General features: G+C 46.4%; 15 protein-coding genes. 9 read left to right on the top strand and 6 right to left on the bottom strand.

Annotated features, from left to right (window positions below):
* The 4 genes from H8S52_RS08490 to meaB form a co-directional block, all read left to right on the top strand.
* The coding region (locus H8S52_RS08490; RefSeq protein WP_186909635.1) for a transposase at positions 1-447 on the top strand (447 nt) is incomplete at its 5' end.
* A 277-nt stretch (positions 448-724) separates the two neighbouring features.
* Positions 725-6,541 carry an alpha-2-macroglobulin family protein gene (locus H8S52_RS08495; protein WP_186909636.1) on the top strand — a complete coding sequence of 1,939 codons (5,817 nt, stop codon included), beginning with the start codon at positions 725-727 and terminating at the stop codon, positions 6,539-6,541.
* Positions 6,542-6,655: 114 nt separating this feature from the next.
* A complete protein-coding gene (locus H8S52_RS08500) occupies positions 6,656-7,726 on the top strand; it encodes a DUF1573 domain-containing protein (protein ID WP_016661915.1) in 1,071 nt (356 codons plus the stop codon).
* A 15-nt stretch (positions 7,727-7,741) separates the two neighbouring features.
* Entirely contained in the window at positions 7,742-8,839 is a 1,098-nt protein-coding gene (gene meaB, locus H8S52_RS08505) for a methylmalonyl Co-A mutase-associated GTPase MeaB (protein WP_151871443.1), read from the top strand.
* Between the two features lie 131 nt (positions 8,840-8,970).
* On the opposite strand, the gene H8S52_RS08510 is transcribed toward meaB, so the two are convergent.
* Entirely contained in the window at positions 8,971-9,882 is a 912-nt protein-coding gene (locus H8S52_RS08510; RefSeq protein WP_117955797.1) for a DMT family transporter, read from the bottom strand.
* Positions 9,883-9,979: 97 nt separating this feature from the next.
* On the opposite strand from H8S52_RS08510, the gene H8S52_RS08515 reads away from it, so the two are divergent.
* Genes H8S52_RS08515 through H8S52_RS08525 form a run of 3 tightly spaced genes read left to right on the top strand, consistent with a single transcriptional unit; the run spans position 9,980 to position 13,161 of the window.
* Entirely contained in the window at positions 9,980-10,810 is an 831-nt protein-coding gene (locus H8S52_RS08515) for an AAA family ATPase (protein ID WP_016661912.1), read from the top strand.
* Positions 10,811-10,858: 48 nt separating this feature from the next.
* The gene (locus H8S52_RS08520; RefSeq protein WP_117906575.1) at positions 10,859-11,863 is read left to right on the top strand and encodes a DUF4435 domain-containing protein; all 1,005 of its coding nucleotides are present in this window, start codon (positions 10,859-10,861) and stop codon (positions 11,861-11,863) included.
* 44 nt (positions 11,864-11,907) lie between these two features.
* Entirely contained in the window at positions 11,908-13,161 is a 1,254-nt protein-coding gene (locus H8S52_RS08525) for a mechanosensitive ion channel family protein (RefSeq protein ID WP_022103905.1), read from the top strand.
* A 141-nt stretch (positions 13,162-13,302) separates the two neighbouring features.
* Here the strand turns inward: H8S52_RS08525 and H8S52_RS08530 are convergent, their stop codons facing one another.
* Together H8S52_RS08530 and H8S52_RS08535 are read right to left on the bottom strand one after the other, a co-directional pair.
* Positions 13,303-14,469 carry a hypothetical protein gene (locus H8S52_RS08530; protein WP_186909637.1) on the bottom strand — a complete coding sequence of 389 codons (1,167 nt, stop codon included), beginning with the start codon at positions 14,467-14,469 and terminating at the stop codon, positions 13,303-13,305.
* A gap of 55 nt (positions 14,470-14,524) precedes the next feature.
* Positions 14,525-17,233: a TonB-dependent receptor gene (locus H8S52_RS08535; RefSeq protein ID WP_186909638.1), complete on the bottom strand. Its 2,709-nt coding sequence runs from the start codon at positions 17,231-17,233 to the stop codon at positions 14,525-14,527.
* A gap of 237 nt (positions 17,234-17,470) precedes the next feature.
* Here H8S52_RS08535 and H8S52_RS08540 point away from each other — a divergent pair, with 237 nt between their 5' ends.
* Both H8S52_RS08540 and H8S52_RS08545 read left to right on the top strand, forming a co-directional pair.
* Positions 17,471-20,626, top strand: a complete 3,156-nt coding sequence (locus tag H8S52_RS08540; RefSeq protein ID WP_186909639.1) for a TonB-dependent receptor — start codon at positions 17,471-17,473, stop codon at positions 20,624-20,626.
* 23 nt (positions 20,627-20,649) lie between these two features.
* Positions 20,650-22,602: a RagB/SusD family nutrient uptake outer membrane protein gene (locus H8S52_RS08545; RefSeq protein WP_186909640.1), complete on the top strand. Its 1,953-nt coding sequence runs from the start codon at positions 20,650-20,652 to the stop codon at positions 22,600-22,602.
* 119 nt (positions 22,603-22,721) lie between these two features.
* Here H8S52_RS08545 and H8S52_RS08550 read toward each other — a convergent pair whose 3' ends face one another.
* The 3 genes from H8S52_RS08550 to H8S52_RS19815 form a co-directional block, all read right to left on the bottom strand.
* Positions 22,722-23,537 (bottom strand): SDR family oxidoreductase, encoded by an 816-nt coding sequence (locus H8S52_RS08550; protein WP_004289114.1) that lies wholly within the window; start codon positions 23,535-23,537, stop codon positions 22,722-22,724.
* A 122-nt stretch (positions 23,538-23,659) separates the two neighbouring features.
* Positions 23,660-24,847 (bottom strand): mannonate dehydratase, encoded by a 1,188-nt coding sequence (gene uxuA, locus H8S52_RS08555; protein WP_186909641.1) that lies wholly within the window; start codon positions 24,845-24,847, stop codon positions 23,660-23,662.
* A 175-nt stretch (positions 24,848-25,022) separates the two neighbouring features.
* Positions 25,023-25,172, bottom strand: a complete 150-nt coding sequence (locus tag H8S52_RS19815) for a hypothetical protein (RefSeq protein WP_222620304.1) — start codon at positions 25,170-25,172, stop codon at positions 25,023-25,025.
* Between the last annotated feature and the right edge of the window lie 31 nt (positions 25,173-25,203).

Consider the following 25,203-nt stretch of genomic DNA (forward strand, 5'->3'; position numbering starts at 1 on the left):
GGATACATCACCGAAAGTGCCCGGTATAAAGCAAAAAGATGTGAAGGTTGCCCTTTGCGTGGCAGTTGTTTTAAAGCTCGGGGGAACCGTATTATAGAAGTCAACCACCGGTTAAATCAATACAAACGGCAGGCACGGGAAAGGTTGCTCTCAGAAGAAGGTATCAAGCATAGAGGCAGGAGGTGTATAGAACCAGAAGCTGTGTTTGGACAAATGAAATACAACATGGCATACAGAAGATTCCGGCATGTGGGAGAAGACAAGGTTACAATGGACTTTGCTTTCTTTGCTATAGCCTTTAATATCAAAAAAATGTGTGCTAAACTGATAAAAGAAGGAAAGGGGCTCATTACAGTTGCCAAATATATGTTTATGGGACTATTTATAACCCGATATAATTGGAATATAGCAACTTGTTGCCAAATGCATGAGGAAAAAGCAGCATAGCCAAAAGAAAATATAGCAGAACTTAAAATATAAATGAGGTTGTGCCAACGTTTTGACACAACCTCTTCTTTTTATAACCGTAGGTTTTTATGTCAGTATATGCTTTGTTTCTTTATTTTTTCTAAAAAGCTGGTACAATGTGGTTATTATTTTGTTATTTTTACAGTGAACATTCATGTAGCGGAGATATGAGTGTAGCTAATCATACAGATAAATCTTTATTGTTTGATTCCTGATTCGCATAAAAAAAACAAAAACTAATAACAATAGAATAGCTATGAAGAAATTCCAAAGATTTTGTACATTGTTTCTGCTGATGATCGGGTTGTGCTCCTTTGCTTTGCACGCTCAGTCCTATGCAGGTTTGTGGAGGCAGGTGGAGCAGGCTCAAAAGAAGAGTTTGCCGCAAACGGTAGTGAAACTGACGGAGAAAATCTACCGGAAAGCCGAGTTGGAGAAAAATGCTCCGCAAATGCTCAAGGCATATATCTGTCGGGAGGCCTATCAGGAAAGACTGACTCCGGATAGCCTGTATACGAATTTGAAGAAGTTGGAAAGTTGGGTGGAATCGGAGAAAAACCTGGTAAATAAAGCTATTCTGCATTCATTGCTTGCCCGCGAGTATTCGGACTATATGCGGCATAACCGGCGGCAGTTATCAGACCGTACGGCGCTAGATGTGGACGAAGCTCCTGCCGATATCAGGGAATGGAGTACTAACCTTTTTGTTGCTAAGGTAGATGAACATAACCTGGCTTCATTGAAGGACTCTGTTCGTTTGCTTGAGGTCTCTTCCAAGGAATATGTGCCTTTTGTCGAGCTTGAAGACGGAAGCCGCTTCTATGGGCACGATATGTATCATCTGCTGGCGGCCCGGGCTGTCGATACTTATCAGTTGTTGGACGGCTTTCAGGTGGATACATTACAACGTGTCCGCATCAACAGTGTTTATACAAATATGATAAATGCTTATCGGCATCGCGTTGGGGCAGAAGATGCGGTAGTGCTGGCAACGCTTGATTATTGGAAGTGGAAAAGCACTGGCGGCGGTATAAGCCGGGAGCCTTATACCACTTATCGGGAACGGAAAGAACGGCTTGATAAAGAGTATCTTGAAGTGTTGGATAATCTGATTCAGGAATATGGCGCTCGTGAGATTTGCGCGGAAGTTTACATTGATAAAGCCGGTTGGCTTCGCGGTTTGGGAGCGTCTTATATGGATGAGGTTTTGCAGGTATGCGATGAAGGAGTGAAGCGCTATCCGGCTTATAAGCGTATCAATGAACTACGGAACATCAGGGAGAGTGTTTTGCAGCCTTATTTGAATGTCAGCACTCAAGAGAGCGTTTATCCCGGTGATTCGTTGGAGTTGAATGTGGGTTATCGGAATCTGAAAGGTTTCACACTGAATCTGTACCGTACGAATCTCTCCGAAGTGCCCTGGATGGATGCCGGAATCAACAAGGCTTTCTATCAGAAGCATGCCCGTAAATTATCAGCTACCCATTTTGAACTGAAATCTTCGGACAGCAAAAGCGGGAAAGAGGGAGAACTGTTGAGCGGTTTGCAACGTATGGTTTTGAAATGCCATGTGCCGGACGAATTAGGCGTATATATACTGCAAATTGTACCTGATGCCGCAACGGCCCGTACTGCAGAGCACTTTCTCGTCTCGACCCGCTTCAAGGTGTTGACGCTTTCTTTGCCGGATAATAAGATGGAAGCGGTTACGGTGGACAGCCGTAGCGGGCAACCCATTTCCGGTGCAAAGGTCAGCTTCTATTCTGCTTACAATGAAGAAAACCGCAAGCTGGTGAAAACAGTTGTCACCGATACCGGTGGAAAAGCGGTTGTGGAATGGGATAAGGCTATCCGCAGTTATGTGGCACGTAAGGGAACGGATACAGCCATGATGCCTCAGAATGTTTATTTGAACAGATATTACGAACGCGGAGAGTCGCGTCCGGAAGAGCATATTACCCTGCTGACAGACCGCGCCTTGTATCGTCCCGGTCAGACCGTTTATGTCAAGGGTATCGCTTATGAACAGGAGGCGGAGAAGGCTCACGTTTTGGCAGGGAAGAGTTATCAGGTACGTTTGTTGGACGTCAACAGGAAAGAACTGGTACAGAAGAATGTAAGTACCAATGAATTCGGTTCCTTCACCACAGAATTTGTGTTGCCTGCAGTCTGCTTGAATGGTAACTTTACAATTGATGTAAAAAACAACGCTTCCGTTTCCGTACGGGTGGAGGATTACAAACGGCCTACCTTTGAGATTACCTTTAATCCGGTGGAGGAGGCTTTCTGCTTGGGAGATACGGTGGATGTAACAGGCAATGTCAAGGCATATAACGGGACGGCAATTCAGGATGTTCCGCTGACATATACCGTTACCCGTCGCAGTAACCGGAGATATTGGGGAGATGGGGCCGTATCGCTTGTTTCGGATACGGTGCAACTGGATGCGAAAGGCAACTTTTCCATTCCTGTTGTTCTGAAGCCGGATACGGATGCGGATAATACGGGTAGGGAACGTTTCTCCTATCAGATAGAGGTAGCGGTGACAAGTGATACGGGTGAAACGCAGACTTCGCATTACTTTCTGAACGCTACCCGTCGGGCTTATTTCTTTGTGTCCGACATCAGCAGGGAGTTATGCAAAGAAGATTCCATATCGGGAATGCTGTCGGTAATGAATGCCGTTAATGAAACGTTGTCCATGGAAGGGATGTGCCGTCTTTATCCCGTTCTTGATTCCAAGACGGGAAAAATCTCCGACAAGCCGGTTTATGAGAGTGCGTTTATGCCGGGCGAAAAGAAAGACTTTACAGCTTGGAAACAACTGCCATCGGGAGAGTACCGCTTAATTCTGTCGGTGCGTGGTCGCGACGGCAAGGAAGTCAGCAATGCGGACAATGCGGTGAACATTGTACTGTTCTCGCTGAAAGATGAACGTCCGGCTGTGTTTATGGAAACTTTCCTTTATGAAAAAAATACGGAGTTCGATACGGCTCATCCGGCAATCTTCTATTTCGGCACTTCCATGAAGGACGCATACGTCCTGGTAGATGTTTTCGGGCAGAAAGGCAGATTGGAGAGTCGTACTTTGTCGCTGAACGACTCGATTCTCCGTATGGAATATCCTTATCGGGAAGAGTATGGAGATGGGGTTGCCGTGCAGTTTACTTTTGTAAAGAACGGACTGCTATATACCCGTAGGGTGGAATTGCAGAAACGTCTGCCGGAACGGACGCTGGATATGAAGTGGGAAGTCTTTCGCGACCGTTTGCGTCCGGGGCAGGAAGAAGAGTGGAAGCTGGTCATCAAAACTCCGCAAGGTTTTCCCGCCGCAGCCGAGATGCTGGCAATGATGTACGATGCTTCATTAGACCGGATTTATAGCCGTAGCCAGTCATTAAGCGTTTATTACAACCGGTATATTCCTTATTACTATTGGGATATCAGTAATAATAACGGAAAAAGTTATGCTCCTTACTTCCCGGTGAGGTCGTGGAGAGTTCCCGTTTGGCATTTCGATTATTTCTGTTCTCCTTATAACGGGGTTGCGGAAGTACTGCAAATAGTAGAGAACGATGCGGTTCTTTGCGAGCCGACAATTGTGGGGTATGGAGCCACACGGACCAAAATGGAAACAGGACGTGCAGTTGAAGTGAAGTATGTTCCGGTACAGGTAGAAGAAGGAGTGGCAGATGTTGTTTTTGAGTCGGAGACTATTCCTCTCAATGAACAGGCGTTACAGCCTATGGCCGATTTGCGTACTAATTTTGCGGAAACGGCTTTCTTCTATCCTCAGTTACGCACGAATGAACAAGGAGAGGTCGCTTTTTCCTTTACCATGCCACAGAGTCTGACACGCTGGAATTTCCGCGGTTATTCCCATACTAAGGATATGATGACAGGTATGCTTGACGCTACCGCTGTCACCGCTAAAGAGTTTATGCTTACTCCGAATATGCCCCGCTTTGTACGGGTAGGCGATAAGACACAGATAGCTGCCGGCATTGCCAACCTGACGGGTAAGGCAATAAAAGGCACAGCCGTATTCACCCTTTTCGATCCGATGACGGAGAAGATTATTTCCACCGGTCGCCAGAAGTTCTCGGTGGAAGCCGGAAAGACAGAATCGGTTAGTTTCCGGTTTGATGTAACAGACCGTTACGAACTGCTTGGTGTCCGTATAGTTGCCGACGGCGGTACTTTCAGCGATGGTGAACAGCATCTGTTGCCTGTACTGAGTGATAAGGAATATATTACAGAGACGCTTGCCATGCCCGTTCGTGGTGAAGAAACGCGTACTTTCTCGCTGGACAGTCTGTTCAACGGTAACAGCCGTACGGCAACCGACCGTCGCCTGACCGTGGAATTTACAGGTAATCCGGCATGGTATGCCGTACAAGCCCTGCCTGTACTGAGTGAGCCTTCAACGGATAACGCCATTTCCTGGGCAATCGCTTTCTATGCCAACACTTTGGCGGGATATATTGCAAATAGTCAGCCGCGCATTAAAGCGGTATTTGATAATTGGCGTCTGTCAGGTGGAACAAAAGAAACTTTCCTCAGCCGGTTGGAGCAGAACCAGGATGTGAAGAATATTCTGTTGGGCGAATCTCCTTGGTTGCTCGAAGCTACTACAGAGGCTGAACAGCAGCAGCGTATCGCTACCTTATTTGATGTTAACCAATTAAATTACCGTAATATGGCATCCTTGCTCAAACTGAAAGAATTGCAGGGCGAGGATGGTGCATGGAGCTGGTTCGGCGGTATGTCCGGCAACCGTTATGTAACGGGATATATCACCGGACTGCTTGTCCGTCTTTCTTTGCTTACGGATAAGGCATTGCCGGAAGAAGTGGCGATGATGAAAGCCAAGGCCTTTGACTATCTGAACAAAGAGGCTCTGAAAGAATACCGTGCTATCCGCAAGGCAGAGAAGAATGGAACGAAGATTACCGTTTTGTCGGATGCCACTATGGAATATATGTATCTGGTATCTCTTGGTTCGGTAAAGCTCTCCGGAGAATATGCAAAAGCATTCGGTTACTTCCTTACCAAGCTGGGACGTAATCTTGAGAGCGGTACCATGATCCGTAAAGCGCAGACAGCCGTTATCCTGCAGAAGGCAGGACGCAAAACGGAAGCGGATGAGTTTATAGCTTCCATAAAAGAACACCTTGTACAGACGGATGAAATGGGAGTTCATTTTGCTTTCCATGCCAATCCTTATACTTGGGGTATGATGCCTGTACCCGCTCATGTAGCTGTAATGAAAGCTCTGCGCGAGGCAGGCGGCAATGATGTTTTGGTAGAAGAAATGAAGCTTTGGTTGCTGAAACAGAAACAGACGACAAACTGGGATTCTCCGGTAGCTACTGCTGATGCGGTTTATGCGTTGTTGTGTCAAGGTAGCGATTTGCTGGAAAGTAAAGGAGATGTCCGCATTACTTTGGGTGATAAGGTGTTGGAGACTTTCTCTCCAGCAAAGACCACCGTACCCGGATTGGGATATGTTAAGGAAGTCTTTGCGCAAGGCAGTCCTGAGGTGAAAGCAAAGTCCGTTACCGTAGAGAAAAGGGATGCGGGCATTGCATGGGGAGCTGTCTACGCACAATACTTGTCGCCCATATCCGATGTGAAGCAGCAGGGCGGAGCGCTGAACATTGAGAAGAAACTCTTTGTAGAGCGCATTTCGGCCAACGGGCAGAAATCTTTGCAACCGTTGACAGAGGTAGAACAGCTCTTCGTGGGTGATAAGATTGTTTCCCGACTTACTGTCCGTCTGGACCGTGCCATGGATTTCGTTCAGTTGAAGGACCAGCGCGGAGCTTGTTTCGAACCGGAAAATTCGCTTTCGGGTTATCGCTGGAACAACGGGGTCGGATATTATGCGGAAGTGGAAGATGCAGGAACCAATTTCTTCTTCGATCATCTGGGTAAAGGCGTTTATGTATTGGAACATAGCTATCGGGTGGCTCGTGGCGGTACGTATGAAACCGGACTGGCTACCGTGCAGTGTGCCTATGCGCCGGAATATGCTTCTCACTCTGCGGGAGGAACTGTTATTATTAAATAGGCTGGATAGATTTACTTGCTATCGAATGTTTATAGGTTATAAAAAGCAGAACGAAAATCTGTGTATCTCGCTTAAAAGCTTTACATTTGTGCAACTAATTTAGAAGCAATATAAATGAGACGCAGTTTTATCACTCTATATGCGATTGCAGCTACGGCATTGACTGCCGTAGCTCAACCGCGTTTTACCTCTAATACGGAAACGTATGATTTCGGGCAGATTGAATGGAAACATCCGGTGACGGTACAATATTCCATAACAAACACGGGTGACCGGCCTTTGGTGCTTACCGAGGTGGAACCCGATTGTGCCTGTTCCGTGGCCCAATGGACAAAGACACCTATTGCCCCGGGAGCCAAGGGAACAGTCAACGTCACTTTTGATGCAGAGGCTTTGGGGCATTTCAACAAATCCGTAGCCATTTACTGCAATGCGCAACCCCATCTGGTCTATTTGAAGTTCAACGGTGAGGTAGTGCGTGAAATCAAGGACTTTACCAAAACCCATCCATACCTCATCGGACAGATACGTATTGACAAGAACAGTCTTGATTTTCCCGATGTACAAGCCGGTGAGAAGCCGGTGATGCATATCGGGGTAGTGAACCTGTCCGATCGTCCATACGAACCCGTGTTGATGCATCTGCCGCCCTATCTGCAAACGGAAGTAAAACCCAATGTCCTGCAAAAAGGGGAGAAAGGGGTCATTACCGTCACATTGGATTCCGAACGGCTGACGGACTTCGGATTGACGCAGTCCTCTGTCTATCTGGCACGTTTTGCAGGCGACAAGGTGGGCGATGAAAATGAGATACCTGTTTCCGCTATTCTTCTGCCGGACTTTTCGGGCATGAGCGATACGGAAAAGGCGAATGCTCCTGTCGTCAACCTTTCTATCAAGGATATTGACATGAGTACAGCATTGGCAAAGAAGTCGAAGGCACGTCAGGATATTGTTATAACGAATACCGGACGTTCTCCTTTGCAAATCAGCAAGCTTCAGGTATTCCATCCGGCAGTGGGAGCTGGTTTGAAGAAGAGCGTGCTGAAACCGGGCGAAAGCACTCGTCTGCGTGTAACGGTTGTAAAGCGGAATATCGGAAAGAAACGCCGTCATCTGCGTTTGCTGATGATTACGAATGACCCGATGCAGCCGAAAGTCGAGATTAATATTAAAGCGAAATAAACCATAAATCTTACCATGGAACATCCAGAAAATAGCGGAGAATATAAAGGTCTGGTTGTCAATGCAGGCATTGAGCAACCTTCGTCCGTAAATCCTTATTTGAAGCGGAAACCGAAAAAACGTCAACTTTCCGTTGCAGAGTATGTAGAGGGCATTGTAAAAGGTGATGTTACGATATTAAGCCGTGCCGTGACACTGGTGGAGAGCGTAAAGCCCGAACATCAGGCCATAGCGCAGGAGGTGATAGAAAAGTGCCTGCCGTATTCCGGCAATTCCGTTCGCGTAGGCATCAGCGGTGTGCCGGGAGCCGGCAAAAGTACGTCTATCGATGTATTCGGATTGCATGTATTGGAGAAATACGGCGGCAAGCTGGCTGTGCTGGCCATCGACCCCAGCAGCGAACGCAGTAAGGGCAGTATCTTGGGCGACAAAACGCGCATGGAGAAACTCTCCGTTCATCCCAAATCCTTTATCCGTCCCAGTCCCTCGGCAGGTTCGTTGGGCGGTGTGGCGCGTAAGACGCGTGAAACGATTGTACTTTGCGAAGCTGCCGGATTTGATAAGATATTTGTAGAGACAGTGGGTGTGGGACAGAGCGAGACGGCTGTACATTCAATGGTGGATTTCTTCCTGCTTATCCAACTTGCCGGTACGGGCGACGAGCTGCAAGGCATCAAGCGCGGCATCATGGAGATGGCGGACGGTATCGTCATCAACAAGGCGGATGGGGATAATCTGGAACGTGCCAAGCTGGCTGCTGCCCAGTTCCGTAATGCACTGCACCTTTTCCCGGCTCCGGAGAGCGGCTGGACACCGCAGGTCCTGACCTATTCCGGCTTCTACAATATAGGAGTACAGGAAGTATGGGATATGGTATATAAGTATATAGACTTCGTGAAAGATAACGGCTATTTTGAATACCGCCGTAACGAGCAGAGTAAATATTGGATGTACGAAACCATTAACGAACAACTTCGTGACAGTTTCTATCATAATCCTACAATTGAGGCGATGCTGGCCGATAAAGAGAGTCAGGTATTAAAAGGTAATCTGACATCCTTTGTTGCTGCCAAGAATCTGTTAGATACTTATTTTGCGGAATTGAAAAATTAGTGGGATGCACTAGGCATCTTCCCCCTTACTATTTGTTTTTAGGCACGGATTACACAGATTTACTTTATTCTTTTCCGTGCAATCCGTGCCTAAAAGAAATCACCAACTACATTTTGACAGTCTTTCGTTTCCTACACCTCTTTTCCTTCCTTCTCAAAGTCTTTGCGTGATTTGCTTTGCGTAACGATATATACACCGAGAAATACCAGTGCAATGGCAATACCTTTTTCCATATTGAATGTAGCCATGCCGACTATGACTGTAACGATTGAAGCCACGATAGGTTGCATATAGTTGTACATGCTTACTACTGTGGGGCGCAACAGCCTTTGTGCCGTCATGATACATATATAAGCCAGGAAGCTGCCGCCTACCACCACATAGCCTACTTGTAACAGTGCCGCAGTAGAGATTTCAGCCCATTGTATGGCGGCTACATCATGGTAAGAGAAAGGGATATAACACATGGAGGCATATACAAACATCCATTTGTTAAGGGTTATAGGAGAGTATTTCTGGGATAATCCTTTGAATACGGTCAGGTAAATAGAGAAACTGATTTGGGCGATGAGGCACAGCAAGTCACCCATGATGCTGCCATTGCCGCTTCCTGCATTGCTGCTGCTCATAATCAGTATCAATGCGCCCATGGCGCCTACAAAAATGCCCAATACTTTTTTATTCGTAACAGGCTCTTTCAGATAAATGGCAGCTACAATCATGGTTACGATAGGAAGAGTGGTGGTTACGATAGAGGCATCGATAGGGGAAGTCATGGACAGTCCGAAAATATAGACTCCCTGATTGAATACCAGTGCGAAGAGTGCGGCAAAGAATATCTTCAACATATCCCGGTGGTCTACCTGCTCGCGTTTGCAGAACAGTGAGAGCAACCAGAAACAGGCTGCTGCACCTACCATGCGGAAAGTGGTGACGGATAGAGCTGAGAACTCGACTAATGCGGATTTGCCGACAGGTGCCATTAATCCCCATAGGATATTGGCGGTCAGAGCGAACAGATGGCCTTGTATGTTCTTGTTCATATTGTAAAATGTGTATTATTTGTGGTGAAAAACGCCGCAAAGGTAACTATTTTCTCAATCTCTTTCTTTATATTTGCTACACGAATATATAGAAACCATGGAAGTACAGGCCAATTACATCAGACGTATCGAAATACACGGATTGTGGCACCGATACGATATAGCTTGGGAGTTGCGTCCCGATGTCAATATACTTTCCGGCATCAACGGAGTAGGAAAGACTACGATTTTAAACCGTTCAGTGGGCTACCTTGAGCAAACTACGGGAGAGGTAAAGAGTGATGAGAAAAACGGTGTACATGTTTTCTTCGACAATCCGGAAGCGACTTTTATTCCTTATGATGTAATCCGCAGCTATGACCGTCCTCTTATTATGGGAGATTTCACCGCCCGCATGGCAGACCCGAATGTAAAGTCCGAATTGGATTGGCAACTCTATCTGCTCCAGCGCCGTTATCTTGATTATCAGGTGAATATCGGTAACAAAATGATTGAGCTGTTGAGCGGTGACGAACAGCAACGGAGTCTGGCTCCCGCCTTGTCTGTGCCTAAACGGAAATTTCAGGATATGATTGACGAACTGTTCAGCTATACCCGTAAGAAAATCGACCGTAAGAGCAATGACATTGTCTTTTATCAGGACGGCGAGCGGCTTCTGCCCTATAAACTCTCGTCCGGCGAGAAACAGATGCTGGTAATCCTGCTGACCGTGCTGGTGCGTAATGAAGAGCATTGCGTGCTTTTCATGGACGAGCCGGAAGCATCGTTGCACATCGAGTGGCAGCAAAAACTTATTGGCATGATACGCGGACTCAATCCGAATGTGCAGCTCATTCTCACCACCCACTCGCCTGCCGTGATAATGGAAGGCTGGCTGGACGCGGTGACCGAAGTGGAAGATATTTCAACGGTGATTGGCGGCAGGTAAGTATCAATCGCACATCACTGAATATTCATTATTAAATCAACATTTATTTTGGCAACATCTCTCCGACATAATCTTACTTCAGCCTATTTGGACGCCGCACACAAATTCTCGTCAAAGAAAGGGCGCAGGCGTATTGTGGCGTATGTGGAAAGCTATGACGACATCGCTTTCTGGCGTACCCTTCTGGCAGAGTTCGAGAATGAGGAGCGTTATTTCCAGGTGATGCTTCCTTCCGCCACTTCGCTGGCAAAGGGCAAGAAAATGGTGTTGATGAATACGCTCAATACCACGGAACTCGGACGTAGCTTGATAGCTTGTGTGGACAGTGACTATGACTTTCTGTTGCAGGGAGCCACCAATGTGTCGCGGAAGATAAACCGTAATCCTTATATTTTCCAAACCTACGGGTATGCCATTGAGAATTTCCATTGTTTTGCCGAAAGCCTTCATGAGGTTTGTGTACAGGCAACACTGAACGACCGTCACATCCTTGATTTCCCTGCTTTTCTGAAACGCTATTCGCAGATAGCCTATCCGCTGTTCTTATGGAACGTATGGTTTTACCGCCGGCACGATACGCATACATTTCCTATGTACGATTTCAATTCCTATGTCCGTTTGCAGGAAATAAACCTGCGGCATCCTTACAGTGTCTTGGATGCCATGCAGCGTACGGTGTCTGTTAAACTCTCCGAAATGGAAACCCGTTTCCCGCAGTATATAGAGGATGTTGACCGGTTGGGTGAGGAACTGCGGAAATTAGGATTGGTTCCCGACAATACCTATCTCTATATGCAGGGGCATCATATCATGGATTGTGTGGTCCTGAAGTTGCTGATACCCGTTTGCACCGTACTGCGCCGTGAACGTGAGCAGGAAATTAAACGCCTGGCAGAGCATAGCGAACAGTTCCGCAATGAACTGACGGGTTACGAAAACAGTCAGGTCAATGTATCCGTCATGTTGAAGAAAAACAGCGGTTACAAGAACCTTTATCTCTATCAGTGGTTAAAAGAAGACATCCGCGAGTTCCTCGAACGGGAAAAACTCTGACGCCCTATTTATACTTTATACCTCATATTTTATACCTAACTATCATGGATATACTAAAGAATATCGACGAATTATTGATTTCTTGGGGAACAGCCCCTTCTTTGGCCGATATGCTCGATCAGTTTATAGCTTTTGCGCTTGTGCTTATCGTTGCGTTTCTGGCTGATGTCATTTGTCGGAATATCCTGTTGAAAGTAGTGGCGCATTTGATAAGGAAAACAAAAGCTACATGGGATGATATTGTTTTTGACCGTAAGGTACTGATTCACCTCAGCCGTATGGTGGCTCCCGTTATCATCTATGTCTTTATTCCGGTAGCCTTTGCTGAGACGAGTTCCTCCACGTTGGGCTTTATCCAGCGTGTCTGCCTGATTTATATTCTAATCACATTCCTAAGTTTTATCAACTCGTTCCTGAAAGCCGTTTATGCCGTATACAGCGAGAAGGAGCAGCTTCGCGACCGCCCTTTGAAGGGTATGTTGCAGACTGTCCAGGTGATACTTTGGTTTGTAGGGGCTATCGTGGTGGTAAGTATTCTGATTGACAAATCTCCGTTGTCGCTATTGGCGGGGTTGGGTGCTTCTGCCGCTATCCTGATGCTGGTGTTCAAGGATTCGATTATGGGATTTGTTTCGGGGGTGCAGCTCTCCGCCAATGATATGCTGAAGGTGGGCGATTGGATTGCGATGCCCAAATACGGTGCAGACGGTACGGTGATAGAAGTCACGCTGAACACCGTGAAGGTACGTAACTGGGATAATACCATTACTACGATTCCGCCTTATCTGCTTGTCAGCGACTCATTCCAGAACTGGCGCGGCATGCGCGAGAGTGGGGGACGGCGTGTCAAGCGCTCCATAAACATTGATATGAACAGCGTCCGGTTCTGTACTCCGGAGATGCTGGACAAATACCGTAAGATTCGTTTGCTGAAAGATTACGTAGAGCAGACGGAAGCGGTGATAGAGGAGTATAATAAGAAACATCATATCGACAATTCCGTCCTTGTCAATGGGCGTCGTCAAACCAATCTGGGTGTGTTCCGGGCCTATCTGACCGCTTATCTGAAAAGTCTTCCCGATGTAAACAAGGAACTGACCTGCATGGTGCGGCAGTTGCAGCCGACCGACCGCGGTATTCCTATGGAACTTTATTTTTTCTGTGCCATCAAGGACTGGGTTCCATACGAGGGAGTGCAGGCGGATGTATTTGACCATGTGTTGGCCATCATTCCCGAATTCGATTTGCAGGTATTCCAATCACCGTCGGGGAGGGATTTCCAAAGGGTGCTGTCTTAACTCCTGAAGGATAATTAGGTGCGGATGCTTCATGGGGACACGGTTGTGCGGACAGAAAAAACATACAGCCTGCAAAAGTTTGAACCATTGCAGGCTGTTGCCCTGATAAACTTTATAAAGAGAATTTGGAATGCGTGCGGGTTATTTTATCCAGTTTCCTTTCATCCAGTCGCATGCGGCTTTAATGGCATCGAAGGAAGCGTAGGACAGCGTAGCATCCACTTTGTTGCTTGTTACGGCGGTGAAGTCGTCGTTGGTGTAATCTCCGTCGGATTTCAATGCGGCAGTGACGGTCATATTGGTGAGTTTGGAAGTACCGTTTTTCAGCGCGGCATTCGTTAATGCGCTCTCCACTACCAGCGGTTGCCCCTTGCCGCATACTTTGGCATTGTCTATATCGGCTTGAGTGCCGCGGCGCAGACGGATGCCTTGTTTGCTTTCGCCGTTACCTGCGAGGATGAGGTTTTTGAGTACAGGATGCGATACGGGAGTGGCTGCATTGTCGTTTTCATTATTGTCCGCTTCGATGAGGCAGTCGCAGTCGTATCCTAATGTGGCTTTGGCTTCCTGATAGGCAACGAGGTCAGTGCCTTTTCCGTTCCAGCCTTCGGTCCAGTCGAAAGAGTCGTCGCTGCAACTTACTACTACCATATTGCTTACGTTTACCGAACCGCCGAAGAACTCGAAGCCGTCGTCCGAACCTTTGTAAGCCTCGCAGTGGTCTACAATCGTACCGCTTCCTACACCGTAAAAGGAGATACCGTTGGCTTCATGTTCTTCGTCGAAGGCAAATCCGGTGTATTCCAGACGGATGTACTGCAATGTTCCGGAATTGTCGGCATCGTCATTACCGCCATATACGGCGCCGCCTATCTCTGAACTTCCTTTACCGCCTTCGGCATTGGTATGCGCTTTTCCGCAGATATGAATGCCGCCCCATGCTCCGGGTTCTTCTTTTTCGCTGGTCATGACGATAGGTTTGTCGGGCGTGCCTACAGCATTGATTTTGGCACCTTGCTTCACCAGGATATAGTCTACGATATTGTCATAGACAGATATAATCTTTACTCCTTCTTCGATGTTCAATGTGGCGCCTGCCTCTACAATGTATTCACCGCTCAGCTTATAGGTGTTGCCGGCTTTCAGGGTTACGTCTTCGGTTATTGTACCTTTCAGGGTACTGCCGTTTTCTATCCCGTTGCCTTTGTCATTGTTGCTGTCGTTGGTGTTGTCATCGCTGCAAGCGGTGAGGGTCAGCATTCCGGCTGCGAGAGCCAGCGAATAGAATTTCGATTTCATTGTTTTCATAATTCAATTGTTTTAAGTTGACTGTTCGTCTGTTTGATAATCTATTTAAAAGGATTTATAATTTGTAGCTGAAGCCAATTTCAAAGTCGGTGCCTTTTTTATAGCGCTCCACTTCCACTTCCGTGCCGGTGGAAGGTACTTCCTGCTTAAAGATGACGTTACGGTTCAGCAGGTCGTTTACTTGCAGTTTCAGGCTGAAATGCCTGTTGAGGTCGTATCCGGCACTGAAGTTCAGTGTGTGCAGAGTCTGTTGCTTGATGTCTCCCAGATTGGATACGCCCACCGCATGGATGCGGCTGCCTTGCAGATTGTAGAGTAAGGCGAGGTTCAGTTGCCGTTCTTCACCGAAACGGGGAGAGTAGGTGAGGTCTGCATTGGCCAGAATGGGAGAGGCGCCTTGCAAAGGACGTTCTTTGTTGGTGTAAGCGCCGCCTTCGGGCAGTTTTACGTTGGTATACATATAGCTGAGGTTAGCGCCCAAACGCAAGTCTTTTATCAATTGTTTGCGGAATTCCACTTCTACGCCGGCAGCCATTCCGTTGTCCGCATTCCGGAAGCTATGCAGGGTAGCTCCGCCTTGCAATGCCTGGATACGTTCTATCGGGCTGTCGAGGTATTTGAAGTAACCGGTCAGCGAAATCATGTCTCCGTTTTTGCCGAAGCGTTCGTAACGCAAGTCGAAGTTGTAGTTGTAGCCGTTCTGCAACTCGTCGTTACCGCGGATTTGTGCCGAACCGTAGGATTCCTGATAGAGGAAGGGAGCCATTTCGATGAATGATGGGCGGGTAATGGTACGGGATGCGGAGAAACGGATGCTGTTGGCGTCGTTTATTGTGTACTTCAGATTTAGGGTGGGGAAGAAATCGTTTTTATCCAGATTACGCCGTTCGGCATACCAGTCGCCGCCGTCAGTGGCATAGTCCACCCACTGTTTGCTTATTTCGTAGCGTACGCCGAGGTTTACAAGTAATGACGGTACGGGGTAGAAGTCGGTCAGCAGGTATCCGGAGTAAATTTCATTTCCTGCGCGGTAGCTGTCTTTGGGTTGCATCACGCGTTGTACCGTTACGTTTCCGTCTGCTATGTTCTCTTGGTTCAGGAAGCCGTCGGTATCGTAGATGTCGGTAACGGTGGGATTAATTTTGTTCAGGTTGTAGTAGAAACGGGTTGCTTTGTAGTCGCGGCTTTTATTCTTATAGTTGAAGCCCAGTTTCAGAAAATTGTTTTCGTTCCATTTCCAGCGCAGGGCGAGGTTGCCGTTCCACTCCTTTTCATCCAGGCTGCCGAAATAGCGCATGGTTTCCTGGCGGTTCAGTTTGAACAGGCCGAGTGTGCCGTCATCATTCTTTATGTACATCACTTGGCGTCTGTCCGGTTCTTCGCTTCCTGTCTTGCTGTACGACCCGCCCCAGGTCAGTTCCCAACGGTCTTGTTCGCCGAGGTTGTGAAGGCCGTTCAGTTGGTGGTTCTGCAAAGTGTAGATATGTGTGATGTTATTGCTTCCGGTCAGCTCGTGGTCTTCGGAGTCTGTTCCCTCGCGGCGTTGGTAAGTGTCTGTGGCATTACGCGTATAGAAAAAGGTATAGCCTATGCGGTCGTGCCGGCGCAGCGTGTAGCCTATGTATCCTAATGCAGCGAGTTTCAGTTCTTGGGCATAGCTGTCGTATGAGAAGTTGTCCTGTACATTGCCTGTTGCTTCCAGGGTTTTATAGAAAGCGTTGTCCATATTCTGATAGCCGTTGCCGGCGCTTACGGATGCCAGTATGCTGAGCGTTTGGCCGTCGATGCTGATGTTCTTGCCGAAGCCGAAGTTGCCGTTGAAGTCTGGCAGGGTTGATTTCTTCTTTACGGCAAACGAGGTGTCGAATATATTTCTGGTCTTTACATAGTTGTCAAAATCCGACAGAGACATATCGAGTGCCGCCTGGTCCACACCGGAAGTCTTGAACAATGAGCCGTTGCGGTTCATCTGATAGCGGTCTTTGCCCAGGGTATTGAACTTCCCGCCGGTGTTGAAACTGATGCTGAAGAAATCTTCGGCGATGTTCTCTTTGGTACTGATGTCTATATGTGCACCTGAATAGTCGGCAAAGGCTTCCGCGTTATATACCTTGCTCACGGTGATGTTCTGTATGGTGCTCGATGGAAATAGATCCAGCGGAATCAGCTTGTTGTCGGGATTGGGAGAGGCGATGGGAAGACCGTTCAGGGTAGTCGTGCTGTATCGGTCGCCCAATCCCCGTACAATGAGTTGGCCGGCATCGGCAATGGAGATACCGGTAATCTTTTTTACCCCTTCTTCCACATTGCTTATACCTTTGATGCTCATCTCTTTTGAACCTATGTTTTCGATGGCGAGTGTAGCTTTCCGGCGTTCCATTTGCAGGGCACGTTCGCTCTCAAGGTTTTTCCGGGCCACTACGGATACTTCACCCAAAGCCTGTGCGTCGCTTTCCACTTCGAAGTTCAGTATGACATCGGCTTTGCCTGTCTTTACATTGTTTACAACGATGTCTTTGTAGCCTACATATTTAATGGATAATGTGTAAATGCCGTTTGTTACATTCAGGGAGTAGTTTCCGTCCATATCGGCAATGGCGCCTTGTGTGGTTCCTACTATCTGTACGGTAGCTCCGGTCAGCGGTTCCCGGGTCTGTTTGTCGGTAATGGAGCCTTTGATAGTACCTGCCATGACTGTCATGACAGAAAGCGTAAGGAATAAAATAAGGAAGAAAATCTTTCCTAAATCTAATTTTGTACTCATCTCTTTTATGCGTTTCTTAATCCGCTGCAAAGATGCGCCGAACGTGTTTCAAGAGTGCTACATACGTTATACATTCTATTTTCGTTTGTATTAAGGAGTTGTTACTTTATAGCAAAAAAAGGATATTTTATATCAAAATAGTTATTCTATAATGTTTTTAAGATTGATATTTTTGTTGCAGTAAAACACTGTGTTCGAAAACGCTAATTTAAACTAATTGTAAACCAAGATTATTCTATGAGAAGCAGGAAGAAAGAAGGAGTATATTTTATGAGTATACTCAAGCGTCAGGTGCTGTTTATGCTCTTTGCCTTCGCAGCAACCTTGTGCGCATTCGCGCAAAACAAAACAATCACAGGACTTGTAGTAGACGGAAACGGTGAATCCATCATTGGTGCCAGTGTTCTTGTCAAAGGGACAACGAACGGAATTATTACTGACATTGACGGTAAGTTCACACTGAATGATGTGCCCGAAGCGGGAGTTATCCAGATCAGTTATATCGGCTACAAGACTCAGGAAATCTCCGTTAAGAACAAGACCAATCTTAAAGTGGTGCTTGTAGAAGACAACGAAATGCTGGATGAGGTAGTGGTAGTAGGCTATGGCGTTCAGAAGAAATCGGACGTTACCGGCGCCATGATTCGTGTAGGTTCCGAGGAACTGAATTCACGTCCGGTAGCCAACGCCTTTGAAGCTATGCAGGGCAAGGCAGCCGGTGTAGACATTGTCAGCAATGAGCGTCCGGGCGAAGTGGGAACGATTAACGTGCGCGGTGTGCGCTCCTTGAGCGCCAGCAATACCCCGCTATATGTAGTGGATGGTATTCCTTTGATGTCCAATAGTGGTATTGAAACTTTGAATCCGCAGGACATTGAGTCTATTGATGTATTGAAAGACGCCTCTGCTACGGCTATTTACGGTTCTCGTGGTGCCAATGGCGTTATTCTGGTTACTACTAAATCCGGTAAGGAGGGCAAGATGTCTTTGAACTACTCCGGTACGGTTACTATCGAAAACCTGCAGGACTATTCCGAAATGATGAACTCTGCAGAGTATATCGATTGGCGTCGTTGGTCTTATTACTATCTGAATCCTTCCAAATATCCTCGAGGAGACCAGCCCACTAAAGAGAACGATTATGAAATCTTTTTAGGTGCTACAGACCCTACGGCTTGGAAGAACATTGAAAAAGGTTGGGCAGGTGGAACTTGGGACGGTTCTCGCGTGCCTAATACGGATTGGTGTGATATGGTTACGCAGACCGGAGTTACCCATGAACACACATTGAGTGCCAGTGGCGGTACGGACAAGATGAAAGGTTATGCGTCTATTGGTTATTTGAATAATGAAGGTACAGTGAAAGGGCAATCTTATACTCGTTATACTACAAAACTGAGTTTGGATTTGAAGCCTACTAAATGGTTTAATTTAGGATTGAATGTTAATGGTACGTTTAGTGAACAGCAATATGGCTCCTCTGCAAGTTCTGTCGGTCAGTTAATTAAGGGTATGCCTTCTAACTTATATGCAGCATCTACCAGTTTGTTCCCTTATGCTTCACCTTATGATGAGGATGGCAACCGTATTGAATATCCCGGTGGTGATGATAAAGTAAAGAATGTAATGAATGAATGGAACAACAGTCAGAATGAACGCCGTATGTTCCGTGCTATCGGTAGTTTGTATGCTCAATTGGACTTAGGTGAAATTTACGCTCCTTTAAAAGGCCTTAGATATCGTTTTAATTTCGGACCGGATTTCCGTTATTATAGAAACGGTACATTCCGTAATGAAGAGTCAATCAGCAGTGAAGGTAAGAATCGTGCTTCTTTATCCAATCAGTCTGACTTTTCCTGGACGTTGGATAACTTGATTTACTATGACAAAGAATTTGGAAAGCATTCAGTGGGACTTACTTTATTGCAAAGTGCTACAGGGTATCACTACGAAGAATCCTCTATGGCAGCAGAAGGCATTCCTTTGGAAAGTGCGAAGTGGAATGCGTTATCAAAAGAAAATGTCTCTTTGCTGGATGAGTGGAATAGCGGGCTGATTGAGAAACAGCTCCTTTCTTATATGTTCCGTGTGAACTATGATTATAATAATAAGTACTTATTGACAGTTTCCGGTCGTTGGGATGGTGCTTCACAGCTTGCAGAAGGCAATAAGTGGGCTTTCTTCCCCAGTGCGGCTTTGGGTTGGCGTCTTGATCAGGAAGAGTTTCTGAAAGATGTTACTTGGTTAAACCAGTTGAAATTCCGTTTGGGTGTTGGTGTTACCGGTAATTCGGCTATCGACCCTTATCAGACGAAGGGTGCTATAGTTTCGCTCTATTATCCGTTCGGTTCTGCGCTTGCTCCCGGTTATGCCGCTTCGGAACCATTGATTAAAGATGGAGCTGTGGCAATGGCCAATAAGAATTTGTCTTGGGAAAAGACCACGCAGTATAACATCGGTCTTGACTACTCGGTATTAAACGGACGAATTTCGGGAGTTCTTGATTTCTATACTTCACGTACTACTGATTTGTTGATGGCAATGACAATTCCTTCATTGAATGGTTATACTAATACGTATGCCAATGTAGGTAAAACATCCAATATAGGTGTGGATATAACGTTGAATACCGTTAACGTCAAAACACGTGATTTTGAATGGTCTACCAGTATTAATGCTGCATGGCAGAAAGACAAAATTGATGAATTGGCAAATGGTAAAGAGGACGATATAAATAATAATTGGTTTATAGGACAGGCGTTGGGGGTAATTTACGGCTACGAGTGTGGCGGACTTTGGAAAGAAGAAGACGCTGCCGAAATGGCTAAGTTCAATGCCAAAGGGCATTCATTCCAAGCTGGTATGGTACGTCCTATAGACCAAAATGGTGATTATAAAATCGACCCGAATGACGATCGTGTAATCATAGGACATACTCGTCCCCGTTGGACTTTTGGCATGACGAATACGTTTACTTACAAGAATTTCGACCTCTCTGTTATGATGTACGGACGCTTCGATTATATGGTAGATACCGGCGGTGAATGGCAGGGTGGACGTTATATGCAGCGTAAGATAAATTATTATAACGAAAACAACAAGAATGCAGAATATCAGAAACCTATTTACAATATTGGCGGTGGAGACCCTTACTATCGTATTGTAGGTTATAAGAACGGTTCATTCCTGAAAGTACGTAACATATCTTTGGGTTACACTTTCCCGCAGACGCTCATCAAGAAGTGGAATTTATCTAATTTAAAGGTTTATGTACAAGCCAAGAATCCGGGACGAATTTTCTCTAATATTGATTTCTTGGAATTGGATGCTTCGCAAGCATTTACTTCTACTTGGAATCGTGGATTCACAATTGGTTTGAATGTTGGATTTTAAATGTCATTAAAAGTATTACGATTATGAAACTACATAAAAAAATAACATTTGGCTTGTTAGCCTTGACTTTGGTAGGTCCGATGACTTCTTGCAGTGATTTTTTGGATGAGGAGTTGACTACTCAGCAGAATACAGACTTCTTCGATACTCAAGAAGGTATCGACCGTTTGGAAGTCAGTCTTTACTACAATTTACGTTTCCATTTTGCAAAAGAGTGGGCATGTGCCACTACTAACTATGGTACGGATGAGTTTCGTGTAGGTGGCGACGGTTCTAATGCTTCCTGGAATAATTATGATGGAAACTTCCAGTCATCGATTGTCAGCAACTCTACCAATATGTATGAAGTTTGGGATGGCATGTATATCGGTATCAACAATGCCAATCTGCTATTGAGTAAGGTTACTCCGGATAGTTACAAAGCAGACAATAAGAATACTTATATGGGAGAAGCTTATTTCCTGCGCGGGTTCAATTATCTGAAACTGGTATCTCAGTATGGGGGAGTTCCTTTGAAACTTACTCCGAGCGAAACTCCGGAACGTGAATTTTCTCGCGCTACTGCCGAAGAAACATTGCAACAGGTAATCAGTGACTTAAAAGACGCTTATAAGTATCTGCCCGAAACAGCTCCCATGACAGGAAAGATGACGAAAGATGCAGCAGCGCATTTTCTTGCCAAAGCATATTTGTTGCGTGCCAGTGAGATAAATGATGATTGGAACAGCGCAACGAAAGAGGATGATTTGAAAGAAGCATTACGTTTGGCGCAAGAGGTTATATCTCATCGTAGTTTAGCTCCGAATTATGCAGATTTGTGGAATTATACTGAGCCGAACGGTGCAAACGAGCAATTGGATGAAATAATTTTGGCAGCTCAGTTCTCTTCTGACAAAGCAACGGAAGGAGCTAATGGTAATCAGTGTCATCTCTATTATGTTTCCGTATACAAAGATTTGCCGCAAATGCAACGTGATATTGCCGGTGAACGCGAGTATCAACGTCTCAGAACTACTTATTATATGTACAATGTGTATGATATGGTCGATGACTCTCGTTTCTGGAAAAGTTTTAAAACGAAATATGCGGTGAACAACCCGCAAAAAGGTTCCGGATACGCACACGGTGATTTGGGTATCATGTATGTAATTAACCGTCCCGGTGACACTCGTTTTGATGCTGTACAGCTTAACAATCAGGTGACTTATGACAAGACGGGGAAAACAATTCCGACAGTGTTTGTAGCTTATCCGAAAGATCGCAACGGAGAAGATGATGAGGCTTTATATGATTATACTAATCGTTATTGTACGTTGAATAAGTATATTGACGGTTCCCGTGAATCGAGAGATAGTCGTGTCGGTTTCCGCGACGGTATTCTTGCTCGTTTGGGTGAAACCTATTTGATTGCAGCCGAAGTGTTGATTCGTCAAGGCAAGTATCCTGATGCTTTAGGCTATATTAATGATCTTCGCGCACGTGCCGCTTATCAAGCAGGAGAAGACCGTTCTGCATATTGCGATGGTGGTGCTGCCTATAATGATAAAGCGTTGGGATATAAGGATGACGGTGTGAATTCTTATTTTGCAGAGAATTCTTATTATGAGTCCAACAATATCGACAGAAACATTAAGTCTGCTACAGACTTAAAGATTACGGATATTCACAACTTGCCGACCGAAGATGAGGCTATTATCAGTAAATTGGGGTATAGTACGGATTATGACCGTATGCTGTGTCTGTTACTGAACGAACGTTCTCGTGAACTTTGCGGTGAATTTCATCGTTGGCAGGATTTATCAAGAACGTTGACTTTGGTCGAACGCGCCAAAGCATTTAATCCGGATGCTGCACCCAATATTCAGGAACGTCATAATTTGCGTCCTATTCCGCAAACCTACCTGGATGCTATCCAAAAGGACGGTCATGCGTTGACTCCTGAAGAAAAGAAAGCGGAACAGAATCCCGGATATTAATCGGCATCCATTATAAGTTTATAATACAGTGAAGAGAAGAAGGCTCTCTGCCAATTGGGGTAGAGAGCCTTCTCTTTGTGTTTCTTTCCGGTAAAATAAACAATCGAAGATTGACGGGGTTATACTCCGCTGAATGCGCTGAAACCGCCGTCAATAGGAAGCAATGCACCCGTAACGAAGCTGGCGGCATCGCTGCACAGGAACTGTACGGCGCCGTTCAATTCGTTGATGTCGCCGAAGCGTTTCATCGGGGTTTTGGCCAATACTTTCTTGCTGCGGTCGGTCAGTGAGCCGTCGGGGTTGATGAGTACGGCGCGGTTCTGGTCGCCGATGAAGAAGCCCGGGGCGATGGCATTGACGCGAATACCGTCTCCGTATTTCAGTGCCAGTTCGCTTGCCAGCCATTGGGTGAAGTTGGCAACGGCTGTCTTGGCTGCCGAATAGCCCGGAACGCGGGTGATGGCGCTGTAAGCTGCCATGGAAGATACGTTGACGATGCAGCCCTTACCTTGCTTAGCCATCACTTTGCTGAACACTAAAGACGGATAAACGGTTCCGTTCATGTTCAGATTGGTCACTTTCTCCCAGCAGGAGATGTCCATGTCGTAGAAGTGCTGGTCGGGAGCCAGAGTTGCGCCCGGCATATTTCCGCCGGCAATGTTGAGCAGAATGTCAATACGTCCCCACTTGGCAACGATGTCATCGGCAAGTTTCTCAAGGCTGGCGATGTCCAGTACGTTACCGACGATACCGATTACATCTTCACCATAGGTTTTCAGTTCCTCTACACGCTTGTCCAGTTGTTCCTGACGGATGTCTACCGCAACGACTTTAGCGCCTTGTTGCATAAAACACTTGGCAATGCTGCCACCCAATACACCACCTGCACCGGTGATAACTGCTACTTTACCTGCAATACTGAATTGTTCGTTCATAATCTTTGTCTCCTTTTTTCTTTTTTTTCTTTTTTTATATGGGGAAGCACGTGCATAAAGCATGAAGCGTATACCCCCTCATGCTTTATTGTCTTCTGCTTCACGTATCTATATTGTATATTTTATGCTTGTGTTTCCTTCTGTTTCATTTCGTCTTGTACCACTGCCATCATACCTTCCACCTGTGCCAGCGCCAGCATACGGCCGTGGAATGAATAGCCGGGATTATATCCCTTGTCCTCATCGCCCAGCATCATCCGTCCGTGGTCTACACGCATGGGCAGGTTCGGGTTCTCTTTCTCGAAGATGCGGATAAGGTCGATGAGGTGACCGCGTCCCGTCAGGTGGGAGCTTTCTATGAAGTTGCCGCCCGGCATGGCTGCGGTGCTGCGCAGATGCACAAAGTGGGTGCGTGATGCAAACTTCCTGGCGAGTTCGCGGGTGTCGTTATGCTCTCCCGCACTGAGCGAGCCGGCACAGAACGTCAGTCCGTTGTGTGGATTATCCACTGCATTCAGGAACCAGGCGATGTCCTCTTCGTTGGTTACGATACGCGGCAAGCCCAGTACCTGGAAAGGCGGGTCGTCGGGGTGTACGCACATATTTACGCCGTACTCCTCGCACACCGGCATAATGGCGGCAAGGAAATACCGCATGTTCTCGCGGAGCGCATCGCGGTCGATACCTTTGTACAAGGCAAGCAGATTTCTGAATATATTCACCGGATTCTTGTCGCCTTCCTTGATGTTGCCGTTTACGAATCCCTGCGTCTTTACGATAATCGCATCGACAAGGCTGTCTTTTTCGGCTTCGGTGATGGTCTTGTCCAGTTCGGCCACTTTAGCCAGCTCTTCGGCGGAGTAATCCTTTTCGGCTTCCTCACGTTGCAGAATGCGCAGATCGAAATAGGCAAAGCGCACCCGGTCGAAGTAGAGCGATGAGGTTCCGTCTGCCCAGGGGTGTTGCAAATCCGTGCGTATCCAGTCGATAACGGGCATGAAGTTATAGCATACGGTCTTTACGCCGCATTTGCCCAGATTGGCAAGACTGATTTTGTAGTTCTCTATCAGTTGTTCGCGTTCCGGTCCGGCATATTTAATGGCCTCGCATACGGGCAGGCTCTCCACAACCGACCAGCGCAAGCCATAGGACTCGATATATGTCTTCAAATCGTTGATGGCCTCTTCTGTCCAGATTTCGCCGTTGGGCACATCGTGCAAGGCGGTAACTATCCCTTCCACACCGATTTGCCGAAGCATACCGAGCGTTATTTTGTCTTTCTTACCGAACCATCTCCAAGTCTTTTCCATACTTCTTTTTGTATTAATGATTTAAAATGATTATTTACTGCAAATGTAGGCACTAAAACAGTTTGTATATAAACGGATATTTGCAGGATGTTTGCAGATATTTGCGTGTATTGAAAGAATAATGGGATAGCAACCTTTGCAGCGAAGTAAACGGCTTTAAATCAATAGTATATAACTACCAATATAATACCTGCGTTTGGTACGGGAAATACCAACGGTTGGTACGCCTTGTACCGCACTTTGGTACGGTTCCTACCACAGTTTGGTACAGCTCGTACCACGCTTTGGTACAGTTCATACCACGCTTCGGTACGTCTCCTGCCACCGGTTGGTATGCTCCGTACCAACCGGGGTAT

Origin of the sequence: Bacteroides sp. NSJ-48, assembly GCF_014287405.1 — a bacterium.
In the GTDB taxonomy this organism is placed as follows: domain Bacteria; phylum Bacteroidota; class Bacteroidia; order Bacteroidales; family Bacteroidaceae; genus Bacteroides; species Bacteroides stercoris.